This window comes from Serratia sp. TMDUHS_CL (assembly GCF_037137105.1).
GTDB lineage: Bacteria > Pseudomonadota > Gammaproteobacteria > Enterobacterales > Enterobacteriaceae > Serratia > Serratia nevei.
On the sequence record NZ_JBBBDV010000003.1, the window covers coordinates 302,281 to 322,715 of the forward strand.

Annotated in this window: 19 protein-coding genes; 7 read left to right on the plus strand and 12 right to left on the minus strand. The window is 60.6% G+C overall.

Features of this window, described 5'->3' with window-relative positions; translation table 11 throughout:
* Nucleotides 1–16: 16 nt before the first annotated feature.
* The 6 genes from WCL58_RS08525 to WCL58_RS08550 all read right to left on the minus strand — a co-directional run bounded on the left by WCL58_RS08525 (nucleotide 17) and on the right by WCL58_RS08550 (nucleotide 6,952).
* Nucleotides 17–964 (minus strand): siderophore ABC transporter substrate-binding protein, encoded by a 948-nt coding sequence (locus tag WCL58_RS08525; RefSeq protein ID WP_060420230.1) that lies wholly within the window; start codon nucleotides 962–964, stop codon nucleotides 17–19.
* 55 nt (nucleotides 965–1,019) lie between these two features.
* Entirely contained in the window at nucleotides 1,020–3,008 is a 1,989-nt protein-coding gene (locus WCL58_RS08530; protein WP_060420232.1) for a ligand-gated channel protein, read from the minus strand.
* Between the two features lie 244 nt (nucleotides 3,009–3,252).
* On the minus strand, nucleotides 3,253–4,248 hold the full coding sequence (locus WCL58_RS08535) for an ABC transporter permease (RefSeq protein ID WP_336850878.1): 996 nt from the start codon (nucleotides 4,246–4,248) through the stop codon (nucleotides 3,253–3,255).
* On the minus strand, nucleotides 4,245–5,756 hold the full coding sequence (locus WCL58_RS08540; protein WP_336850879.1) for a sugar ABC transporter ATP-binding protein: 1,512 nt from the start codon (nucleotides 5,754–5,756) through the stop codon (nucleotides 4,245–4,247). Before WCL58_RS08540 ends, WCL58_RS08535 begins: the two co-directional genes overlap by 4 nt.
* 156 nt (nucleotides 5,757–5,912) lie before the next feature.
* Entirely contained in the window at nucleotides 5,913–6,470 is a 558-nt protein-coding gene (gene puuR, locus WCL58_RS08545) for an HTH-type transcriptional regulator PuuR (protein ID WP_038877865.1), read from the minus strand.
* A 197-nt stretch (nucleotides 6,471–6,667) separates the two neighbouring features.
* Nucleotides 6,668–6,952 carry a hypothetical protein gene (locus WCL58_RS08550; protein ID WP_162215439.1) on the minus strand — a complete coding sequence of 95 codons (285 nt, stop codon included), beginning with the start codon at nucleotides 6,950–6,952 and terminating at the stop codon, nucleotides 6,668–6,670.
* Here WCL58_RS08550 and WCL58_RS08555 point away from each other — a divergent pair.
* Together WCL58_RS08555 and WCL58_RS08560 are read left to right on the plus strand one after the other, a co-directional pair.
* Complete coding sequence (locus WCL58_RS08555; protein WP_336850880.1) at nucleotides 6,866–8,284, plus strand: glutamine synthetase family protein; 1,419 nt, start codon at nucleotides 6,866–6,868, stop codon at nucleotides 8,282–8,284. The two genes, WCL58_RS08550 and WCL58_RS08555, sit on opposite strands and share 87 nt — an antisense overlap.
* Before the next feature lie 534 nt (nucleotides 8,285–8,818).
* Nucleotides 8,819–10,186, plus strand: a complete 1,368-nt coding sequence (locus tag WCL58_RS08560) for an APC family permease (RefSeq protein ID WP_038877871.1) — start codon at nucleotides 8,819–8,821, stop codon at nucleotides 10,184–10,186.
* A 71-nt stretch (nucleotides 10,187–10,257) separates the two neighbouring features.
* Here the strand turns inward: WCL58_RS08560 and sbcB are convergent, their stop codons facing one another.
* From sbcB to WCL58_RS08575, 3 genes are all read right to left on the minus strand, one after another.
* Nucleotides 10,258–11,685, minus strand: coding sequence for an exodeoxyribonuclease I (gene sbcB / locus WCL58_RS08565; RefSeq protein ID WP_336850882.1), 1,428 nt, complete (start codon nucleotides 11,683–11,685; stop codon nucleotides 10,258–10,260).
* Nucleotides 11,686–11,775: 90 nt separating this feature from the next.
* Complete coding sequence (locus WCL58_RS08570) at nucleotides 11,776–11,964, minus strand: DNA polymerase III subunit theta (protein ID WP_049200522.1); 189 nt, start codon at nucleotides 11,962–11,964, stop codon at nucleotides 11,776–11,778.
* A 54-nt stretch (nucleotides 11,965–12,018) separates the two neighbouring features.
* On the minus strand, nucleotides 12,019–12,225 hold the full coding sequence (locus tag WCL58_RS08575; RefSeq protein ID WP_038877873.1) for a hypothetical protein: 207 nt from the start codon (nucleotides 12,223–12,225) through the stop codon (nucleotides 12,019–12,021).
* 258 nt (nucleotides 12,226–12,483) lie between these two features.
* Here WCL58_RS08575 and WCL58_RS08580 point away from each other — a divergent pair, with 258 nt between their 5' ends.
* The gene (locus tag WCL58_RS08580; protein ID WP_336850883.1) at nucleotides 12,484–13,593 is read left to right on the plus strand and encodes an SDR family oxidoreductase; all 1,110 of its coding nucleotides are present in this window, start codon (nucleotides 12,484–12,486) and stop codon (nucleotides 13,591–13,593) included.
* 33 nt (nucleotides 13,594–13,626) lie between these two features.
* Here WCL58_RS08580 and WCL58_RS08585 read toward each other — a convergent pair whose 3' ends face one another.
* Nucleotides 13,627–14,373: a S24 family peptidase gene (locus tag WCL58_RS08585; protein ID WP_019453597.1), complete on the minus strand. Its 747-nt coding sequence runs from the start codon at nucleotides 14,371–14,373 to the stop codon at nucleotides 13,627–13,629.
* 176 nt (nucleotides 14,374–14,549) lie between these two features.
* Here WCL58_RS08585 and WCL58_RS08590 point away from each other — a divergent pair, with 176 nt between their 5' ends.
* The 3 genes from WCL58_RS08590 (at nucleotide 14,550) to tmaR (ending at nucleotide 16,957) form a co-directional block, all read left to right on the plus strand.
* Nucleotides 14,550–15,317 carry an N-acetylmuramoyl-L-alanine amidase gene (locus WCL58_RS08590; protein ID WP_197757130.1) on the plus strand — a complete coding sequence of 256 codons (768 nt, stop codon included), beginning with the start codon at nucleotides 14,550–14,552 and terminating at the stop codon, nucleotides 15,315–15,317.
* A gap of 94 nt (nucleotides 15,318–15,411) precedes the next feature.
* Complete coding sequence (locus tag WCL58_RS08595) at nucleotides 15,412–16,479, plus strand: FUSC family protein (protein ID WP_197778445.1); 1,068 nt, start codon at nucleotides 15,412–15,414, stop codon at nucleotides 16,477–16,479.
* A gap of 160 nt (nucleotides 16,480–16,639) precedes the next feature.
* On the plus strand, nucleotides 16,640–16,957 hold the full coding sequence (gene tmaR / locus WCL58_RS08600; protein ID WP_004935612.1) for a PTS system regulator TmaR: 318 nt from the start codon (nucleotides 16,640–16,642) through the stop codon (nucleotides 16,955–16,957).
* A gap of 158 nt (nucleotides 16,958–17,115) precedes the next feature.
* On the opposite strand, the gene WCL58_RS08605 is transcribed toward tmaR, so the two are convergent.
* Together WCL58_RS08605 and WCL58_RS08610 are read right to left on the minus strand one after the other, a co-directional pair.
* Nucleotides 17,116–17,904: an ABC transporter substrate-binding protein gene (locus tag WCL58_RS08605; protein WP_336850885.1), complete on the minus strand. Its 789-nt coding sequence runs from the start codon at nucleotides 17,902–17,904 to the stop codon at nucleotides 17,116–17,118.
* 22 nt (nucleotides 17,905–17,926) lie between these two features.
* Nucleotides 17,927–19,108 (minus strand): M20 aminoacylase family protein, encoded by a 1,182-nt coding sequence (locus tag WCL58_RS08610; protein ID WP_193776803.1) that lies wholly within the window; start codon nucleotides 19,106–19,108, stop codon nucleotides 17,927–17,929.
* A 139-nt stretch (nucleotides 19,109–19,247) separates the two neighbouring features.
* Here WCL58_RS08610 and WCL58_RS08615 point away from each other — a divergent pair, with 139 nt between their 5' ends.
* On the plus strand, nucleotides 19,248–20,201 hold the full coding sequence (locus WCL58_RS08615) for a LysR family transcriptional regulator (protein WP_087763345.1): 954 nt from the start codon (nucleotides 19,248–19,250) through the stop codon (nucleotides 20,199–20,201).
* The last annotated feature ends 234 nt before the right edge of the window (nucleotides 20,202–20,435 follow it).

Consider the following 20,435-nt stretch of genomic DNA (forward strand, 5'->3'; position numbering starts at 1 on the left):
CATCGCCGGGCTTTCTTTATCGCGCAGTGTGGTTCAGCGCCTCGCTCACGCGTTCGACGACGTGCTGGGCGGTGACGATGCCGCCGGACAGATACACCTCGGCCGCCGGCAGGTAAACCACCTGGCCTTTTTTCACCGCTGTGGTTTTCTTCAGCGCGGTACCGGTAAGGATTTTCTGCGGTGCCACCGCGTTCGGCCGTCCGGTCGCGGCGTCTCTGTCGATAACGAACAGCCAGTCCGGATTCAGTTTGGCCACCTGCTCAGGCGTCAGCTTGTTGCCGCGCACGTCTTTTTCGTCGGACTGCAGCGCAGACGAGAAGCCGAGGGCGTCATAGACGAAGCTGAAACGGCTCTTGGGGGCGTAGGCGCTGATCTTGCCGCCGGAGAACAGCACCACCAGCCCGCGCCCGGCCTGAGCGGCCTGTGGTTTGACCGCCGCGATCTGCGCATCCAGCTTATCGACCGCCGCCTGCGCCTGCTGCCGCTTATCGAACAGCTCGCCCAGCTGCAGCGTGCGCTGTTTCAGGCTGCCCAGCTGATCCTGCGGATCGACGGACATGTTCAGCGTCGGCGCCAGCGCGTTCAGCTCGTCATAGGCTTTGGACGCCCGGCCGGCGATCAGGATCAGATCCGGCTTGGCGGCGCGCAGCACGGCCATATCCGGCTCGAACAGGGTGCCGGCATTGAGGTATTTGTCATCCTGATAACGCTTCAGATTATCCGGCAAGTTCTTGCGGTTGCCGGGCAGCGCCAGCGGCTCGACGCCCAACAGCTGCAGCGTTTCAAGCGAGGCGTAATCCAGCACCACGATGCGCTGCGGGTGCTTTTTCACCTCGGTGCTGCCGTTCAGGTGCTGGACGTTGACGGTGGCCGGCGCCACCGGCGCGTCGGTTTTGCTGTGGCAACCCGCCAGCGCCATCGCGGCCAGCAGGGCGATCATCAGGGGGGAGCGGCGTAATCTCATGGGGCTTCCTCACGGTGATGGAATGAAAAGGGCGCGCAGCGCGCGCCCAGGGGCATCAGAAGTTGTAGGTCATGCCGACGGTGTAACGGCGGCCGTCCAGCGTGGTGCGGTAGTGGTCGTAATCCACGGTTTTGTCGAGGATGTTGTAAACCCCGCCGGTCAGCTGCAGGTTCTTCGCCGCCTGATAACTCAGGCCCGCATCGACAAAGGTGTAGGATGGGGTGCTGGTCTCCATCGACGTGCGGCTCAGGTAGTCAGAGGTGCGGCTGCGGAAGTTGACGCGCGACCACAGGCTGAGGTCCTGCGTGGCCTGCCAGTCCAGCACGGTGTTGAGCATGTGCTTCGGCATCTGGTTGAGCGCCTTACCCTGGAAGTCGCCGCTCTTCTGTTCGGAAGCGGTGTAGGTGTAGTTGGTGTTCCACTTCCAGTCTTTGTTGATCTGCCAGCCGAAGGTGGCCTCTACGCCGCGCATATTGGCTTTGTCGACGTTGACGCGATCGCTGATAAAGTCATAGACATCGTTGCCGATCTTGCAGTCCGGCGTGTCTTCGCAGCGGCGTACTTCGGTGATCTTGTTCTTGAAGTCGGTGTTGAAGACCGTCACGCCGGCGTTGACGCCTTTCAGGCTATCCCACATCAGGCCGATCTCTTCGCTCAGGCTCTTCTCCGGCTGCAGATCCGGGTTGCCGACGATGATGCCGTTACGCACGCCGCCGCCGGTGACCTGGCCCCAGCTGGCGGAGGATTGGCGCAGATCCGGCGAACGGTAGCCGGCGGAGACGCCGCCTTTCATCGTCCACTGCTCGGTCAGGTGCCAGACGCCGTACATGCGCGGCGACCAGTGGCTGCCGAAGTTCTGATCGCGGTCCATACGGATGCCGCTGGTCAGGCTGAAGTCGTTGGTCAGCGCCCATTCGTCTTCGGCGAACAGCGCCCAGCTCCAGCGCGTCAGCTGGTTGACGTCTTTCGCCGAGCTCAGCTGGTTGCCGCTGTCGCCCAATTTCTCATAGCGGTATTGGCCGCCGAGGTTCAGCATATGGGAACCCAGCTCGAACTGGTTCTGGGTGTTGAAGATGGTGTTATACATCTTCATCTTGCGACCCGGGTTATTGGTCTCTTCCCGCTGAACGTAGCTGGTGGAGTTGCCGAAGTCGTAATAACCGTTGTGGGTCAGCGAGTAGTTGGTGCGCGTGTAGAGATCTTCGCTGCGAGAGGTAGGTTTGCACTTGCCTTTGCTGCAACGCTCTGCCACCACCGATTTGCCCGGTGTGCTGTTGCGATCCTGCAGCGAGCGGCCGATTTCGAAGTCGAATTCGTTTTTCTCGTCCGGCGTCAGGGTGAACACCGCGGTGCCGCTGCGCATGCGCTGTTCGTTGTAACCGTTGGCGATTTTATCTTCGGCGCGGCGCGACAGCAAGCCGTTGACCCGCACGCCGAGCAGGCCTTCAATCAGCGGGCCGGAGGCGTAGGCGTTGGTCTGGAACAGATCGCCGGAATCGCGGTTTTCCTGAAGGGTGGCGTCGCCGTGCAGCGAGCCTTTCCACTCGGTGCGGGAGGTCTTGCGGGTGATGACGTTGATCACGCCGCCCATGGCGTCGGAACCGTACAGCGAAGACATCGGCCCGCGCACCACTTCGATACGCTCGATGGCTTCCATCGGCGGCAGCCAGCCCTGTTCGATGCCGGCGTTGTCGCTGTTCGGACGGGTACCGCGGGTGTCAACGCGCTTGCCGTCCACCAAGATCAGCGTGTACTTGGAGGACATGCCGCGGATGCTGATGTCACTGCTGCTGGCGCCGCCGGTGACCACCACGCCCGGCACGTCTTTCAGCGCGTCGGTCACGTCGCGATAGGCCTTGTCTTCAATTTGCTGGCGTGGGATCACCGAGATGGAAGCGGCGGAGTCCTGAATTTTTTGCTGGAAGCCGGAGGCGGTGACGACCATGGTGTCCTGGGTGTCATCCTGCGGCGCGGCCAGCGCGGCGGTGGCGCTGAGTGAGGCGACGACCAGAGCGGCGAGCTTGCTGTAACGTGGCGTTTCCATGAGGTAAACCTTTCCTGGATTGAAGTGAAAGTAATTAACCAATTGAATTTCTAATGAAATTATTCATCGTTCGCTGAGAAATACTTCGCTTCGTCAGCGTTGCGTGAGGGTATTGTAAGGATTTTTTACTGAATGTAAACGCTAATGATAATTCATATCATTTGTATGCTTGTTCTGCTGACGGGAAAGGGTAACCGGATGAATTAAAGGGAAAAGCGGCGCAGCGAGCGTGCGCCGGGGAGGATCAGCGTTTCTGGATGTAGGTGATGGCCAGCGCCAGCGCCAGCACCAGGCCTTTGATAATGTCCATGGCGTAGTAGGGCACCGACAGCATCACCAGGCCGTTTTGCAGCACGCCGAGGATCACCGCGCCGATCAGGGTGCCGAGCGCATTGGGTTTACCGGCCCCGGCCAGCGAGAAGCCGATATAGGCCGCCGCCACCGCGTCCATCAGATAACCGCCGCCGGCGTTGACCTGCGAAGAGCCGATACGTGACGCCAGCAAGATGCCGCCAAGCGCCGCCAGCCAAGAGGAAATGACGTAAGCGGCAACCCTGTAACGCACGGTGCGGATGCCCGACAGACGCGCCGCTTCGGGGTTGCCGCCGATGGCATACATGCGGCGGCCATGCTTGGTCAACGACAGGAACAGCTGCACCGCGACGGTGACCGCCAGCATGATCAGCACGATCACCGGCACCTGGCCGAGGGCGGAAAACATTTCCGGGATCAGGCCTTCCGCCATGTCACCATTCGGCAGCACCATGTTTTGGGTGATGGATCCGCCGTAGCTGTAGGTCATCGCCACGCCCTGGATCACGAACAGGCTGGCCAGCGTCGCCAGCATATCGGGAATTCTGAACACCACGATCAGCAGGGCGTTGAACAGGCCGACCAGCGTGCACAGCAGCAGCGTTACCACGATGGCGCCGGTGGTGCCGAACCCGTGCCAGACGAACAGCGAAATCACCAGCGCGTTGGCCAACGAGGCGGTTGAGCCGACCGACAGATCGAAACCGCCGACCGACAGCGAGATAGAGACGCCGATGGCGATCACCGTCACGATGGCGATCGAACGCAGGATATTGATGATGTTGTTGGCATCGAGAAAGTTGTCCGACGCCAGGCCGAACAGGGCGATCAGCGCCGCCACGGTCAGCAACATGCCCCATTTGTAGAGGAAATCGAACAGCTGTTGGCGCCAGGGCAGCGCAGGCCGCTGGGCTAATTCTTTACTCACGCAGGGGTTCCTCCGGTGGAATAGAGCAATAAGGTTTCTTCGTCGATGTCGGCGGCGTTCAACTCCGCCACGATGCGGCCGTCCCACAGCACGCAGATGCGATCGCACAGGCCAACCAGCTCGGCGAACTCGCCGGAGGCGTAAATCACGCCTTTGCCGGCGCGCGCCAGGCCGTCGATCAGGCCAAACAGCTCCTGCTTGGCCTTGATGTCCACGCCCTTGGTCGGTTCATCGAAGATCAGCACCTCGGCGTCGCCGCGCAGCCATTTGCCGATCGCCACTTTTTGTTGATTGCCGCCGGACAGGCGCGCCAGCCGCTGTTGCGGGCCCGAGGCGCGAATGTTCAGGCGTTGCATGATCTCGCGCGCCCAGCGCAGCTCTTGCCGCCGGCTGAACAGGCTCCAGCGCGAGAAGCTGTCGTCGGCGCTGACGCTCAGGTTCATCGGGATCGCCTCATCGATGAAGATGCCCTCTTTGCGGCGCTCTTCCGGCACCAGCGCCAATCCTTGTTCGACCGAGAGGTGCGGCGCGCGCGGTGCCCAGGGTTGCCCGCGCAGTTCGCCGCGCTCGAGCTGCACGGCGCTGGCGCCGAACAGCGCTTTGCACAGCTCGGTTTTGCCGGCTCCGGCCAGCCCGGCGATGCCGAGAATTTCGCCCTCATGCAGCCGCAGCGAAACGTCGCGCAGCTTGTGGCGATCGCGCAAGCCTTGCACCTGCAGCAGCATTCGCTCGGCGTGCGGCGGGCGCGGCGGCGGGAAAATGTCGTCCAGCCGATGGCCGAGCATCTTCTCGACGATCTGCTCGCCGCTCAGCCCGCGCATGGGGTCTTCACTGACGCGCCGGCCGTCGCGCAGTACCGTCAGCCGATCGCAAATGTCGCTCAGTTCGTGGATGCGGTGGGAAATAAACACGATGCCGATGCCTTCGGATTGCAGGCGGCGCACCACGTTAAACAGGCGCTCGCTCTCGGCGCGATCGAGCGGCGCGGTCGGTTCGTCGAGCACCAGAAAACGGCAGCGGTGCGACAGCGCACGCGCCAGCAACACCTGCTGTTTTTCCGCCAGCGTGCAGTCCGCCAGCCGCCTGCGCGGGTTGAGCGGCAGCGCCCATTGCTGCAGCAACTGCGCGGCGCGGCGGTGCAGCTCCGCCCAGTTCAGCCAGTGGCCCGGCTCGTTCAGCCAGTCCAGCATGATGTTTTCCGCCACCGACAGCGTGGGGATCAGCGCGACGTCGACCTCTTGCTGCACCACGTGAATACCGTGGCGGCGCGCCTGCAGCGGGGAGTGGATCGCCACCGCCTGGCCGTCGATCAGGATCTCGCCGCGATAATGATCGTGGGCGCCGGAGAGGATCGCCATCAGCGTCGACTTGCCCGCGCCGTTGGCGCCGACCAGCGCGTGGATTGAACCGCCCTGCAGCGTGAAGTCCACGTCCTGCAGCGCGTTGAAGCCGGCGAAGGCGATCGAGATATTGCGCATCTCGAGGCGTGAAGGCGTTGCGGTTGGCATAGAGCAATAAGGCCGTTTAGATGTTTAGATGGCTGTTCTGCTCTGTTGTAACACAGATTGCGCCGTTGGCAACCAACAAAATGGCATAACGGCGGTGAAAAACGCGTTGGCGGGCAGGGGCGCAACCCGCGTCAGGCTGCGCCGGTGCGAGAAGCGTCAGAAGGTGGTGGGGGTGTGAGCGCTGACGATGCGGCAGATGCGCGCCGAGGTATTGCTGAAGCTGTGCGGGATGCCGGTATTAATGGCGTAGCTCTGACCGGCGGTCAGGCAGTAGCTCTGGCCGTTGATGGTCAGCACGATCTCGCCTTCCAGCAGGGTGCCGATCTCTTCGCCCTGGTGTTTGATCTTTTCGCCGGTGGTGGTGCCGGGCTGGTAGGTTTCCAGCATCATCGCCAGGTTGCGCGTCGGGCTGCCGTTGTGCACCAGCTTCATCGACACCCCCTGGCTGCCGATCTCAATCAGGTCCTCGGCGTCGATCACCACGCGCGGTTCGTCGGCGGCTTCCGGTTCGGCAAAGAATTCAGACAGCGACAGGCCATACACCTTCAGCAGCTTTTGCAGCGTGCTGATGGCCGGGCTGACCTTGTCCTGTTCGATGGTGCTGATCGCACTGTGGGTTAACCCGGACAGTTCGGCGACCCGGCGCTGCGACAAACCCAATTGCTGACGGATCTGCGACAGGCGTTTGCCCGGTGCCAAGCTGGCTTCGCTCATAGCGGTACTTCCTTCTGGTAGGGGCGACAGGCAGACATGAATATCGCTATCGGGCGCCTGTCTGGGCGATAACGATGCTGCATGATATCGGTAGTTAGGGCAGGTTTGGAAAATATATTGCCCATGTTCACTCTCGGTGCGTTGGACGAAATAGTTGACGCAAAAAGGACGGTAAGGCCTTTTCGGTCAATATTTTATCAATTTAGCAGCCGGTGGCGAATAATCAAACAGGATTGTAACATTTGCAAACCTATTCTGTTAAGGCTATGTTTCATATTGTGGATGTTATTTTGAGCGCCCAGCAGCGGCGCGGCCTGGCGAGAAATCCAATCATGTGTTGAATCGAACGGCGGACGGGCGCCAACGCGCCTTAAGAGCATAATGGCGGGTGACGTATGCAAACCAATAGCGCAGCAGTTGAACATTTTGCACAGCATCATGAAGAGAGGCGAAGTAGCGCGTTCCAAAATGAGGTTGCTCATTATTTGGAACGCCATCCCGCCACGCAGTATGTCGATATCCTTCTCACCGATCTCAATGGTTCCTTCCGCGGCAAACGCATACCCGTCTCAGGGTTGAAAAAACTGGAAAAAGGCAACTACTTCCCCGCGTCGGTGTTCGCCATGGACATCCTCGGCAACGTGGTGGAGGAAACCGGTCTTGGGCAGGAGCTCGGCGAACCGGACCGCGTATGCCTGCCGGTGCCCGGCTCGCTGACGCCGTCGGCCGCCGATCCGGAGCATATCGGCCAGGTGCTGCTGACCATGCTGGATGAAGATGGCACTCCCTTTGACGTTGAACCCCGCAATGTGCTGAACCGCGTGTGGCAGGCGCTGCGACAGCGCGGCTTGTTCCCGGTGGCAGCGGTAGAGCTGGAGTTTTATCTCATCGATCGGCAGCGCGACGCGGAGGGCGATCTGCAGCCGCCGTGTGCGCCCGGCACCCAGGAGCGCAACACCCAAAGCCAGGTGTATTCCGTCGATAACCTGAACCATTTCGCCGAGGTGCTGAACGACATCGACGCGCTGGCGAAACTGCAGGGGCTGCCGGCGGACGGCGCGGTGGCGGAGGCGTCGCCGGGGCAGTTCGAGGTCAACCTGCGTCATACCGACGATATCTTGCTGGCCTGCGACCACGCGCTGGCGCTGAAGCGGCTGGTGCGGCTGGTGGCCGAGAACCACGACATGCACGCCACCTTTATGGCCAAACCCTATGAGGATTACGCCGGCAGCGGCATGCACGTGCATGTCAGCATGCAGGACGGGGCGGGCAACAACCTGTTCGCCGACGCGGAAGGCGAGGATTCACCGCTATTGAAACAGGCGCTGGCCGGGATGATCACCCTGATGCCGGCATCGATGGCGCTGCTGGCGCCGAACGTCAACGCCTACCGGCGCTTCCAGCCGGGGATGTATGTGCCGATCCAGGCCGCCTGGGGCCACAACAACCGCACCGTGGCGCTGCGCATTCCCTGCGGCGAACCGGAGAACCACCGGGTGGAGTACCGCGTGGCCGGTGCCGACGCCAATCCCTATCTGGTGATGGCGGCGATCCTGGCAGGCATGCTGTACGGGCTGGACAACGCGCTGCCGCTGCCAGAGCCGGTGACCGGCAACGGCCTGGAGCAGGACGGGCTGCCGTTGCCGATCCGCCAGAGCGACGCATTGTACGAGTTCGAACACCAGCACGCGCTGACCCATTATCTGGGCGAGCGTTTTACCCAGGTTTATCACGCCTGCAAGACGGACGAACTGCTGCAGTTTGAACGGCGGGTGACGGAAACCGAGATCGACTGGATGTTGAAAAATGCCTGAATGGGCGTATAAAGTAAGAGGTATGTGCGGGCGACCGGCCTGCTGGTAGCGGATTAATTCGCCTGCCGGGCTGGTTTTCCGTTCGATCGACAAAAAGAATTTGTATTTGAGGGCTTCCGGATCTTGTCATCCGGAGGCATTCTGGTGCAAAATATCTCAAATGCAGATAGCCGACGTTTTAACGCGTCGGTTATTTTTTTTGCATTAAGTTTTACCAACGTAGCGTTTCATACACCAAGCGAGGCCGGACACCGATCCGGATAGATAAATAGTTTCGTGCACGATCAAACAAAACTTTATGGTCGTGACTCATGAGGATTAGAAAGATGGGGCAATTTTTCACTTTAGCACCGGTGCCCGCCGGTTTCCGCTGTGGCCGCAGCGACTATGGAGCAGCCGAGGTTTCCTCGACCCGTTATCCAGCTTACAATCCCCTTCTTTTAGAATTAAGTCGCTCGTTGCGAAGTTTCCCCGCAACCTTAAGTCTTGGCGTGTCCGCCATCCGCAAGGCTCAAGGTAAGGGGGGGCTGAACAATGTCCGATAATACCCTCAACGCCGCTCCGGCTCAGCGCACCCAGCTGCGCAAAACCCTGACTTTGGTTCCGGTAGTGATGATGGGCCTGGCTTATCTGCAGCCAATGACCATCTTCGATACCTTCGGCATCGTATCCGGCCTGACCGATGGTCACGTCGCGACTGCGTACGCCTTCGCTCTGCTGGCGATCCTGTTTACCGCCCTGAGCTACGGCAAGCTGGTGAAGAAGTTCCCTTCCGCCGGTTCTGCCTACACTTACGCCCAGAAAGCCATCAGCCCGCACGTCGGCTTTATGGTGGGCTGGTCATCGCTGCTGGACTACCTGTTCATGCCGATGATTAACATCTTGCTGGCCAAGATTTACCTGGAAGCGATTTTCCCGGGCGTCCCGTCCTGGATCTTCGTGGCGGTGCTGGTCGGCTTGATGACGATTTTCAACCTGCGCGGCATCAAGCTGGTGGCTAACCTGAACTCCATCATCGTGGTGGTGCAGGTGGCGATCATGATCGTGTTCCTCGGCCTGGTGATCAACGGCATTTACCACGGCGAAGGCGCCGGTACGCTGGTCAGCAGCCGTCCGTTCTGGTCCGATAACGCCCACGTGGTGCCGATGATTACCGGCGCGACCATCCTGTGCTTCTCGTTCCTGGGCTTCGACGGCATCAGCTCGCTGTCTGAAGAGACCAAAGACGCAGAGAAAGTGATCCCGAAAGCCATCTTCCTGACGGCGCTGATCGGCGGCATCATCTTTATCGTGGTGTCTTACTTCGTGCAGCTGTACTTCCCGGACATCTCGCGCTTCAAGGATCCTGACGCGTCGCAGCCTGAAATCATGCTGTACGTGGCGGGCAAGTTCTTCCAGTCGGTGATCCTGGTGTTCTCCTGCGTGACGGTATTGGCGTCTGGCATGGCGGCACATGCGGGCGTTTCGCGTCTGATGTACGTGATGGGCCGCGACGGCGTGTTCCCGACTCGCTTCTTCGGCTATGTGCATCCGAAGTGGCGTACCCCGGCGCTGAACGTGCTGCTGGTGGGCGCCATCGCGCTGTCCGCGGTATCGTTTGACCTGGTGACCGCGACCGCGCTGATCAACTTCGGTGCGCTGGTGGCCTTCACCTTCGTCAACCTGTCGGTGATCTCGCAGTTCTATATCCGCGACAAGATGAACCGCACCGTGAAGGACACGTTCAACTACCTGATCCTGCCGGTGATGGGCGCACTGACCGTCGGCGCGCTGTGGGTCAACCTGGAAGCCAGCTCGATGACGCTGGGTCTGGTCTGGGCGGCTATCGGCCTGATCTACCTGGCCTTCGTCACCCGCAGCTTCCGTTTGCCGGTGCCGCAAGCGAGCGAAGACGCCGCCTAAGCGCGAGCCGTCTCCTCTGCCATCAAAAAGGCCGCATTCGCGGCCTTTTCCTTTTCTGCTTGCAGCGGGTTTTACCCCACCAATTCTTTGCCGTAATCGAACAGCGCTTTCAGCAGGGCGGTTTTCTCTTTGTCGCCTTCGTGCAGGTTATACAGCGATTCGAGCTGCAGCAGGTAACTCTGCACGCGCTCCGCGCTCAACGCTTCCTGGCGGTGCTGCAGCCAGCGGCGCTGCTCGGCATCGTCCAGCGTATTCGGGTAGTTGCGCGCGCGGAAGCGGAACAGCAGCTCTTTCATGCGGCCGTCGCTGAAGGCCAGATCCAACGCCGGCAGGTTTTGCGGCTTGGTCTGCTGAATAATCCTCATTGCCGCCTTGTCGGCGTCGCTGAAGAAACCGTCGTACAACCGGGCGTCGACGTCGTCGGAGCCTTTGAACGGCTCGGCTTCGGCGAACAGCGCCACCACTTTCTCGCGCACTTCCGGGTGCTGTTTCAGCAGCTGCAGGTTCTGCAGGCAGGTCTGGCGATCGATGCCCAGCCGCTCGGCGTTCTCCGGCAGCAGGGTTTTGGCCGGCGCCAGCACCGGGCATTTGTTGATGTGCACCAGCTTGATCGGCACCGGCGCCTGATCCGGCGCCAGGTCGTCGCGGCGGGTATACAGGCGTTCACGCAGCTGCTCGGCGCTCAGCGTCAGCAGCGGCGTCATATCGCCGGCGAGATCGCACATGATCACCGCGTTCTTGTTGTCCGGGTGCCAGGCCAACGGCGACACCCAGCTGGTGTTGCCGCGTGCTGCGCCGAACATGCCGGAGACATGCACCAGCGGCGTCATTTCGGCGACGTCGATCAGGGCGTTCAGCTTGTGCTTGTTGCGGTGCTGCAGCAGGAAATCGAACAGCCGGGGCTGCGCCTGCTTGACCAGTTTGGCCATGGCGATGGTGGCGTAAACGTCCGACATCGCGTCGTGAGCCTGCGTGTGCTCGACGCCGTTGGCGCGCGTCAGGTGTTCGAGGCGGAAGCTGGGGAAGCCGTCTTCGTTTTCCGGCCAGACGATGCCGTCGGGGCGCAGGGCATAGCAGGCGCGCATCACATCCAGCAGATCCCAGCGCGAGTTGCCGTTTTGCCAGCTGTAGGCATAGGGATCGTAGAAATTGCGATAGAAGATATTGCGGCTCACTTCGTCATCGAAGCGGATGTTGTTGTAACCGAGAATGCAGGTGCCGGCCACGCTGAAGGCCTGATGGATTTGGTGGGTGAACTCGGCCTCGTTAACGCCTTTGGCGCGCGCCACCTGTGGCGTGATGCCGGTGATCATCACCGCCTCGGGTTCCGGCAGGTAGTCGTCGGCCGGGGCGCAGTAGATGACCAGCGGCTCTTCGATAATGTTGAAATCCATATCGGTGCGCACGCCGGCGAACTGCGCCGGGCGATCCAGCGACGGGCTTTTGCCGAAGGTTTCGTAATCGTGAATATAAAATGTGGCCGTTGCCTTGCTGCTCAAAATCGCGTCTCTTCAGTGGCGGATACAAGATGCCCCTATTGTAACGGCGTGGGGAGCGATGCCAAGCGGCGGTTAGCGAAATGCGCGCAATTACGCACGGCGATAATAATCCAGCCGTTGATGAAAGTAGGGGAGCAGGTGGTCGGGGATCTGTTGTTCCGTTTCCGCCTGGGTCGAGGCGATGCCGTAGCGCTCGTTGTAGATCACGCTGATGGCCAGCAAATCGGTTTCTATTTTTTCGCGTTGTGCCTGCGGTAAGCTATCCAGCTTTCGAGCCATCGTTATCTCCCTGTTAACCTTAGGGCATAATAGGATCGTTAGCGGGTCTTGTCCCTACCCATTCCGGGGGGCGGTGGACGCCTGAGCGCCTTGCTGCGAGCAGGGGGCCAGGCTGTGGCGCGCGGCGAACTCGCTCTGCGGCTGGTGTGCATTGAGGCGATCCGCCCGGTTATACAGCGAACAGGCGCCGCCGATGACCGCCACCCAAAACAGGGTGCACAGCAGCAAAACCCCCAACCAGGCTTTTTGGTTATAGGTCATAAGTCCTCCACGGACGAGAAGAGAAATAACATTGACCGTTAAATTAAATCAGGGGCTACATCAATGGTATTTAAACAGTAGGGATTAATCGCAATGCGTGCCCGACTCTTTTGTTACGAAATCCATGATGGATGTTTCAAAAGATTCCTTAAGATAATATTAAGAAAATTGAGTAGGGGCGCCGTAATTCTATTTAATATTTGTTTAATTATCCGCAGATACAATCTTCCACATTCAATGCCAATGTGGGTGACAATTATGAAAACGCTACTGTTGACCGGCGCTACCGGCTTTCTCGGTGGTGCAGTTCTCGAAAAATTATTGATTGAAAATCAGTCTATTAATTATCTTTTACTGGTGCGCGCCGATGATGCGCAGCAAGGGCTGGCCCGTATTCGCGCGAATATGGAAAAGTTTAATATCGATGCGAACCTGCTGGCTAAAATTACGATAGAAAATATATTGTTGGGCGACCTTTCCGAGCCGGCCGACTTTTTAACTGACGCACGTATTAACAATGTCACGCACGTTATTAACTGTGCGGCCGTTGCTTCATTTGGTAATAACCCGCTCATTTGGAAGGTAAACGTAGAAGGCACTCTGGCCTTTGCCGAAAGAATGGCGCAGGTGCCGGGATTAAAACGTTTCCTGCACGTCGGTACCGCCATGTCTTGTTCGCCGGAGCCGGGTTCGCTGGTGGCGGAGAGCGGCGAGTTTGAGGAAGACGCCGAGCACCTGGTGGAATATACGCGTTCCAAATCCACCATCGAACAGCTGATGCGGCAACGCTGCCCGCAAATGCCGCTGACCATCGCTCGTCCGTCGATCGTGGTGGGGCACACCCGCCTGGGCTGCCAGCCTTCCAGCAGCATTTTCTGGGTGTTTGGCATGGCGCTGATGCTGCGCAAATTCATGTGCTCGCTGCAGGACAATATCGACGTGATCCCGGCGGACTACTGCGCGGATGCGCTGGTGATGCTGATGAACAGCGAAACGCTGGAGAACGACGTGTATCACATCTCCGCCGGCGTGGAGAGCAGCGTCAGCTTTGCCGAAATTGACAACGCCATGGCGGCCGCGCTGGAAAAAGCGCCGGTGGGCGATGAGTATGCGCAGGTGACGTATGACGCGCTGGTGAAAATGCGCCGCCAGCTGAAAGACATTTTCGGCCCGTGCAACGAGCGGCTGATGCTGAAAGCGATGCGCCTGTACGGATCGTTCGCCATGCTCAACGTGCGTTTCAGCAACGAGAAGATCCTCAAGCTGGGCATGCCGAAGCCGCCGCGCTTCACCGACTACATCGCCGGCTGCGTGCAGTCGACCCGCGGGCTGTCTATCCAGCAGCAGATGGTGGTGGACTTCAAATAACCGCCGGGCGCAGCGGGCCCCGAGGTTGTTCCGCTACCAGGACGAAGAGGACCAGAAGACGCGGCCGAGCACCACCAGTTGCTCTTTGCGCTGCTGATAGCTGAGGTGCTCGTCCTGGTACTCTTCCCGGTTGAGGGAGCGGATGATGACGCCGCCGTCCGGCTGCTCGATCAGCACCTTCACCCGCAGCAAATTGCCGTGGCGGATGGCGTAGGTCTTGCCTTCCCGGATGCGCGTGTCGTCGGTGTTGATGCCGACCACGTCGCCGTCCTGCAGGCGCGGCTCCATGCTTGAGCCGGAGATGCGAATAATACGCGCGGCGTTGACCGCCACCCCCATCTTGTGCAGGTAGTAACGGCGGAAGATCAGCGAAAACTCCTCGCGATCGACGATTTCGTAGCAGCCGTCGCCGGCGGAAAAATCAATATCCAGCAGCGGGATCTCCACAAACTCTTCCTTGTCCTGTTCGGTATCTTCCCATACCACCGGTTTCAAACGGGCGGGCTGGAAGTCCGACTCCGCCGCCACGTTGTCAAACGGGCGCACCAGCTGCTTTTCGTGAAACACGTCGAACCAGCCCTTGGGCAAATTCAGCCTGGCCTCGATCCGCCTGGCCAGATTGTCGCCAAGATTGCGGGAGGATTTTTCCCCGATGATTTGGCTCAGCGTCGGCGCGGAAGACTCAACCAGCGTGGCGAACTCATTCTGGTTGACGCCTTGCCGGGCGTAGCGGGCCATCAATTCGCGCAGATTGTTGCGCCTGATTTCTTTAGTTTCCATTGTTCGATGATCGCACTCTTTAGCAAAAAGGTAAATAACGGTTTTGCTAAAAAACGCTTGCGCATAATTTAGCAATTAGCTAAAACAAAAAGGGTGAGCCAAAGGTTCACCTGTGCGGAGCGGCCTGTCATGATGAGAGGCCGCTCAGTGAAATCAAACGAGAGAGGGACTTTACGATGTACAAGATTGATTACAATAGCTACCGATCGGTCGCCAGCTTCGGCCACCGCGTGCGCTTTCTGGTGCTGCACTACACGGCGCAAAACTTTGCCGACTCGGTGAAGTCGTTGACCGGAAAATCGGTCAGCGCGCACTATCTGGTGCCGGATCCGGCCGAGGCCACCTATCAGGCCGCCGGCTTTAGCGGCGTGCGCATTTTCAACCTGGTGGACGAGAACGAGCGCGCCTGGCATGCCGGTACCAGCCAGTGGGGCACCCGCAGCAATATCAACGACACCTCGATCGGCATCGAGATCGTCAACCTGGCGAGCGGCGACGGTGAAAACATCACCTTCCCGCCGTTCAACCCGCAGCAGATCGAGGCGGTCACCCAACTGGCGCAAAACATCCTGCAGCGTTACCCGGACATCTCGCCGGTGAACGTGGTGGCGCACTCCGACATCGCGCCGGGCCGCAAGAGCGATCCGGGCCCGCAGTTCCCGTGGCAGCAGCTGTATCAGGCCGGCGTCGGCGCCTGGTATGACGAGGCGACCAAGCAGCAGCGCCAGCAGGAATACTGCCACCAGGGGCTGCCGGCGCAGGCCGAGCTGCTGAAGCTGTTCGCCCAATACGGCTACGACACCTCGGCGGCCAATACCGCAGAAGGCTATCGCCAGCTGGTGCGCGCGTTCCAGCTGCACTTCCGCCAGCAGAAGTATGACGGCGTGATGGATGTCGAAACCGCCGCCGTGCTGCGCGCGCTGGTCGACAAGTACGCCGCCTGAGCCTGACCGCGAATGGGGGACGCCTCATTCGCCTTTTCCTTGCCGGGCTTCCTCCGCTAAAATAGCGGCCTGGCTGGTCTTTATCGGAGGCATTGTGCGCCTCGATCGAAAAATCTCTTCCCTTGAATTGCTGACCTACCGCCACTATCGCATTGTCCACGGCGTGCGCATCGGGCTGGCGTTTATTCTGACCTTTCTGCTGATCCGCTTGCTGGCGGTGCCCGAAGGCACCTGGCCGCTGATCACCCTGGTGGTGGTGATGGGGCCGATCTCGTTTTGGGGCAACGTGCTGCAGCGGGCGCTGCAACGCATTGCCGGCACGGTGTTCGGCGCCGTGTCCGGCCTGATCGCCCTGTATCTGGAACTCTATTCGCTGCCGCTGATGCTGGCTTGGTGCGGCGTGGTGATGTTCGTCTGCGGCTACCTGACGCTGGGCAAACGGCCGTATATGGCGCTGCTGGTGGGGATCACGCTGGCGGTGGTGTGCGGCGCTGGCGCCGGCGACATGCATACCGCGCTGTGGCGCAGCGGCGACGTGATCTTCGGCTCGCTGCTGGCGCTGCTGTTCACCAGCATCTACCCACAGCGCGCCTATATTTTGTGGCGCATGCAGATGGCGGACTGCCTGCAAACCGCCGCCCGCCTCTACGGCGCGTATTTTTCGCCGAACGTCATTGAGCGGCCGCGGCTGGAGCCGCAGCTCAAGGATCTGCTGAATCAGGTGGTGAAGCTGCGCAGCCTGATCGTGCCCGCCAGCAAGGAAACCCGCATCCCCAAAGCGGTGTTCGAGGCGGTGCAAACCCTCAGCCGCAATCTGGTGTGCACGCTGGAGCTGATGGCCGACGCCTACTGGGCCTCGCGCGAAACGCACTTCATCATGTTGAACGCCCGCACGCTGCGCAGCACCCAGCTGCTGACGCTGAGCTCGCTGGAATCGCTGGCGGTGCTGATGCGTGAAGGGCCCCAGGCGCAGCGGCAGGCGGCGGCGGGGCAGCTGGCGGAGATCGCCGGCGAGCTGAAAACGCTGATGCAAGAGGTCAGCCTCGGCCAGCACGGCGAAGCGCCGATTTACGGCTATGTCTGGCTCAGCATGGAGCTGGCGCAGCAGCTGGAAGAGCTGGGGGATCTGCTCCAGGTCTGCACCGCCGCCGGGCGCGAATAAGGGGTCAGATCATGAAGGCGGCGCTTTGGGTTTTGGCCGCCGGGGCAAAGTGGGTAAGATAAGGCAATCACTGTTGTGCCGGACCGCCACAAACCTGTATCTTGGTGCCATGTGGCCGTAAGCAAATGAATCTGTGTATTACTAAAGCAAGGGTATAAAGATGGATAATGCAAATAAGCCGAGTTTCCAGGATGTGCTGGAGTTTGTGCGTATGTTCCGCCGCAAAAACAAACTGCAACGCGAGATCGTCGACAACGAAAAGAAAATTCGTGATAACCAGAAGCGCGTGCTGCTGCTCGACAACCTGAGTGAGTACATCAAGCCCGGCATGAGCATTGAAGACATTCAGGGCATCATCGCCAATATGCGCAGCGACTACGAAGATCGCGTTGATGACTACATCATCAAAAATGCCGATCTGTCCAAAGAACGCCGCGAGCTGTCCAAAAAGCTGAAAGCGATGGGCGAAGTGAAGTAACCCGCTTTAGCGGGCCGGGCGTCCTGCCTGGCCCGCATCCTTATCCCGCCTGATTTTCCGTTCTTGCCGACACTGCCGTTTCCGTTGGGGCGTTCCCCGGCGGCCGAAGGCGCCTCCCCATCCTGCAGGATCTGCAGGTGACCGCCGGGGAACGCTGGTTACTGCTCCGCGCCGTACATGTCGAAGTCGAAATACCTGTCGTTGATTTTCTTGTAAGTACCGTTGGCGCGGATCGCCTGCAGCGCGGCGTTGAAGGCGTTCAGCAGCGCGGTATCGTCTTTGCGCACCCCGATGCCGTCGCCGACGCCGAAGTATTTGCTGTCGGTCAGCTCGGCGCCGATAAAGGCGAAATCTTTGCCGCCGGGCGTTTTGAAGAACTCGCTGGCGCTGACGCTGGCCAGCAGCGACTCATCCAGGCGGCCGTTGGCCAAATCTTCGTTCACTTCCTGTTGGCTTTGGTAAGCCACCACGTTAACGCCGGCCGGGCGCCACAGCGCGTTGGCGTAGGCCTCCTGGCTGGAGCCTTGCTGCACGCCGACCGATTTGCCTTTCAGGGAGGCGACGGTAGGCTGCAGGTTGCTGCCCTTATGCGCCACCAGCCGCGCCGGGGCGTTCGAGACTTTGCTGGAGAAGGCGATCTGCTGCCGGCGCTGCGGCGTGATGGTCATCGACGAGGCGATGGCGTCGAACTTCTTCGCCTGCAGGCCGGGGATCATGCCGTCCCAGCTGCTTTCTACCCACACGCATTTGGCCTGCATCTGGTCGCACAGCGCCTGGGCGATATCGACGCCGAAGCCGGTCAGCTTGCCCTGCGGGGTTTTATATTCCAGCGGTGGAAAGGTGGGATCGATGCCTAGCTTGATCACTTTGCCGCTGAATTCACCGCTCAGCGCGGGAAAGCTCGCGGCCAGCGGCAGCAACAACAACAGCCCTTTGATGGTTTTCATGTCATTTCCTCAGCGTTGGCGATTAAACCGCAGGGCGAGCCAAAAAGCGCTCGACCAATTTGACCCAGTAGGTGGCGCCCAGCGACAGACTGTCGTCGTTGAAGTCATAACCGGGATTGTGCAGAGAATTGCCCGGCGTGGCGGGGCCGTTGCCGATCGAGATATAGCTGCCCGGGCACTTCTCCAGCATAAAGGCGAAATCTTCGCTGGCGGTGAACGGCCGCAGCGTGGGGATAACCCGGCTCTCTCCGGCCCATTCCAGTGCCACCGCGCGCGCCAGCTCGGTTTCTGCCGGATGGTTCACCAGCACCGGGTAGCCGTGCTGATAGTCGATCTCCGCGCGGGCGCCGAAGCTGGCGGCCTGCGCCGTGACCAGCTCGGTGATGCGCTGCTCCAGCCGCTCACGCACCGCCGCCGTCAGCGCGCGCACGCTGAGCGTCAGGGTGGCGGTCGCCGGGATCACGTTGGCGGCCTGGCCGGCCTGCATCGCCCCCACGGTGACGATCGCCGTTTCCTGCGGATCGATATTGCGCGCCACGATGGTTTGCAGGCTCATGACGATGGCCGCGCAGGCCACCACCGGATCGACGGTGCTCTGCGGCACCGCGCCGTGGCCGCCGTGGCCGTGCAGGGTGATGTGTACCGTATCGGCCGAGCACATGAAGGGGCCGCTGGCGAAGCCCAGGTGGCCGGTGGGGAAGCCGGGCACGTTGTGCATGGCGAACACCGCGTCGCAAGGGAAGCGCTCAAACAGGCCGTCTTCAATCATCACTCTGGCGCCGCCGCCGCCTTCTTCCGCCGGCTGAAAGATCAGGTGCAGCGTGCCGCTAAAGTTCGGCTGCTGCGCCAGATAGCGCGCCGCCGCCAGCAGCATGGCGGTGTGCCCGTCGTGGCCGCAGGCGTGCATCACCCCGGCATGGGTGCTGGCGTGCGGCAAACCGGTCGTTTCGGCAATCGGCAGGGCGTCCATGTCGGCGCGGATGCCGAGCGATTTTCCCGGCCCGCGCTGCAGTGTGGCGACAACGCCGGTTTGTCCTACGCCGCGCGTGACGCGGTAACCCCATTCCTCCAACCGCTGCGCCACCAGATCCGACGTCGCGAACTCCTGGAAGCCCAGCTCCGGGTGGGCGTGAATGTGGCGGCGAAGCGCGACCATCTCATCATGAACGGCGGCGATCTCAGGCAGTACGAGTGAAGGGTTCATCACGGTCTCCGGCAAAAGAGTCCCGACCAACGGGCACGGAACGGGGCAGAGGGATAGGCATCGAGACTAGCAAACTCCGTTTTTGCCGGGTAGCCGCCGTTCGGTTATGCTGACAACCAATGATTGTCAGGAGGTGAACATGAAACTGCACCAACTGCAGGCGCTGGTGGCCAGCGCCGACAGCGGCAGCATTCGCGCGGCGGCGCGGCATCTGGGGCTGTCGCAGGCGGCGGTGACACGCGCGCTGCGCGAACTGGAGCAGGAACAGGCGCTGCCGCTGCTGATCCGCACCCCGACCGGGCTGGGCTTTACCCCCTACGGCAAAACCCTGCTGGCGCACGCCCGGCTGGTGTTGAATCAGCTGGAGCAGGCTCAGGGAGAAATGGCGGCGCTGCGCGGGCGGGCGGCGGATCTGGTCAAGGCGGCGATCACCCCCTGGTTGATGCTGACGGTGCTGCCGCCGGCGGTGATGGCGTTTCGCAGCAAGGTGCCGGCGGTGCGGCTGGAACTGTCGGAAAGCCTGATGGCCAACGCCCAGTCGCAGCTGCGCGAGGGCACGATGGACTTTGCCATTACGCCGCTGCCGGCGTCGTCGGCGCCGCAGGAGTTCCACTGCGAGCCGCTGCTGGAGTATGAAACGGCGTACATGGTGCGGCGCGGCCACCCGCTGGCGCACAGTACCTCGCTGCATCAGCTGCTGGAGCAGGATTGGGTGATGAGCTATACCCCGGAAAGTTTCGATGCGCTGCTCGACGAGGTGTTTCACCGCCACGGCGCGCGCCTGCCGCGCCAGCGCATTATCCAGGCGCATTCGTTCGGCATGCTGCAGGCGCTGGTGGAGTCCGCCGAGATGTGCACCTGGTGCCCGCGGCCGATCGTCGCGCTGCCGCAGTTCGCCTCCCGCGTGCAGCCGCTGGCGCTGCGGGAGAGCTGCCAGCCGGCGCAGCTGAATATCGTCACCCGGCGTAACAGCATTCTGAGCGCCGCCGCCCATGCGTTTATCGACACGCTGGTGCGCACCCTGCGCCAGCAGACGCGATCGTCGCGGCCGGAAGATCGCCAGATCTACGATCGCGTGCGCCTGCTGATTTAGCGGATCCCCCCGGTTCGCCGATCTCGTAAATGGGATCGCGATCCGCATTTGTAGCATTTTTAGCCGCAATGTTAACGATATGTGATTTCGCTCAAATAATTATTTTTGCAGCTTTGGTTATATGTCGCTCTATGTTCACGTTGTCATTTTGAGTTTTCCTGGGTGTTTGATGATTAATCAATTGAAATTTATCACTTTATAACGTTGGTTGTTTTTTGTTGGATAAAAATGACA

Excerpts from the sequence above, each read along its gene's own strand:
- WCL58_RS08525 (WP_060420230.1), bottom strand. The coding sequence starts at position 964 with ATGAGATTACGCCGCTCCCCCCTGATGATCGCCCTGCTGGCCGCGATG.
- WCL58_RS08530 (WP_060420232.1), bottom strand. The coding sequence starts at position 3,008 with ATGGAAACGCCACGTTACAGCAAGCTCGCCGCTCTGGTCGTCGCCTCA.
- WCL58_RS08540 (WP_336850879.1), bottom strand. The coding sequence starts at position 5,756 with ATGCCAACCGCAACGCCTTCACGCCTCGAGATGCGCAATATCTCGATC.
- puuR (WP_038877865.1), bottom strand. The coding sequence starts at position 6,470 with ATGAGCGAAGCCAGCTTGGCACCGGGCAAACGCCTGTCGCAGATCCGT.
- WCL58_RS08555 (WP_336850880.1), top strand. The coding sequence starts at position 6,866 with ATGCAAACCAATAGCGCAGCAGTTGAACATTTTGCACAGCATCATGAA.
- WCL58_RS08550 (WP_162215439.1), bottom strand. The coding sequence starts at position 6,952 with ATGAGCAACCTCATTTTGGAACGCGCTACTTCGCCTCTCTTCATGATG.
- WCL58_RS08560 (WP_038877871.1), top strand. The coding sequence starts at position 8,819 with ATGTCCGATAATACCCTCAACGCCGCTCCGGCTCAGCGCACCCAGCTG.
- WCL58_RS08570 (WP_049200522.1), bottom strand. The coding sequence starts at position 11,964 with ATGGCTCGAAAGCTGGATAGCTTACCGCAGGCACAACGCGAAAAAATA.
- WCL58_RS08575 (WP_038877873.1), bottom strand. The coding sequence starts at position 12,225 with ATGACCTATAACCAAAAAGCCTGGTTGGGGGTTTTGCTGCTGTGCACC.
- WCL58_RS08580 (WP_336850883.1), top strand. The coding sequence starts at position 12,484 with ATGAAAACGCTACTGTTGACCGGCGCTACCGGCTTTCTCGGTGGTGCA.
- WCL58_RS08585 (WP_019453597.1), bottom strand. The coding sequence starts at position 14,373 with ATGGAAACTAAAGAAATCAGGCGCAACAATCTGCGCGAATTGATGGCC.
- WCL58_RS08590 (WP_197757130.1), top strand. The coding sequence starts at position 14,550 with ATGTACAAGATTGATTACAATAGCTACCGATCGGTCGCCAGCTTCGGC.
- tmaR (WP_004935612.1), top strand. The coding sequence starts at position 16,640 with ATGGATAATGCAAATAAGCCGAGTTTCCAGGATGTGCTGGAGTTTGTG.
- WCL58_RS08605 (WP_336850885.1), bottom strand. The coding sequence starts at position 17,904 with ATGAAAACCATCAAAGGGCTGTTGTTGTTGCTGCCGCTGGCCGCGAGC.
- WCL58_RS08610 (WP_193776803.1), bottom strand. The coding sequence starts at position 19,108 with ATGAACCCTTCACTCGTACTGCCTGAGATCGCCGCCGTTCATGATGAG.
- WCL58_RS08615 (WP_087763345.1), top strand. The coding sequence starts at position 19,248 with ATGAAACTGCACCAACTGCAGGCGCTGGTGGCCAGCGCCGACAGCGGC.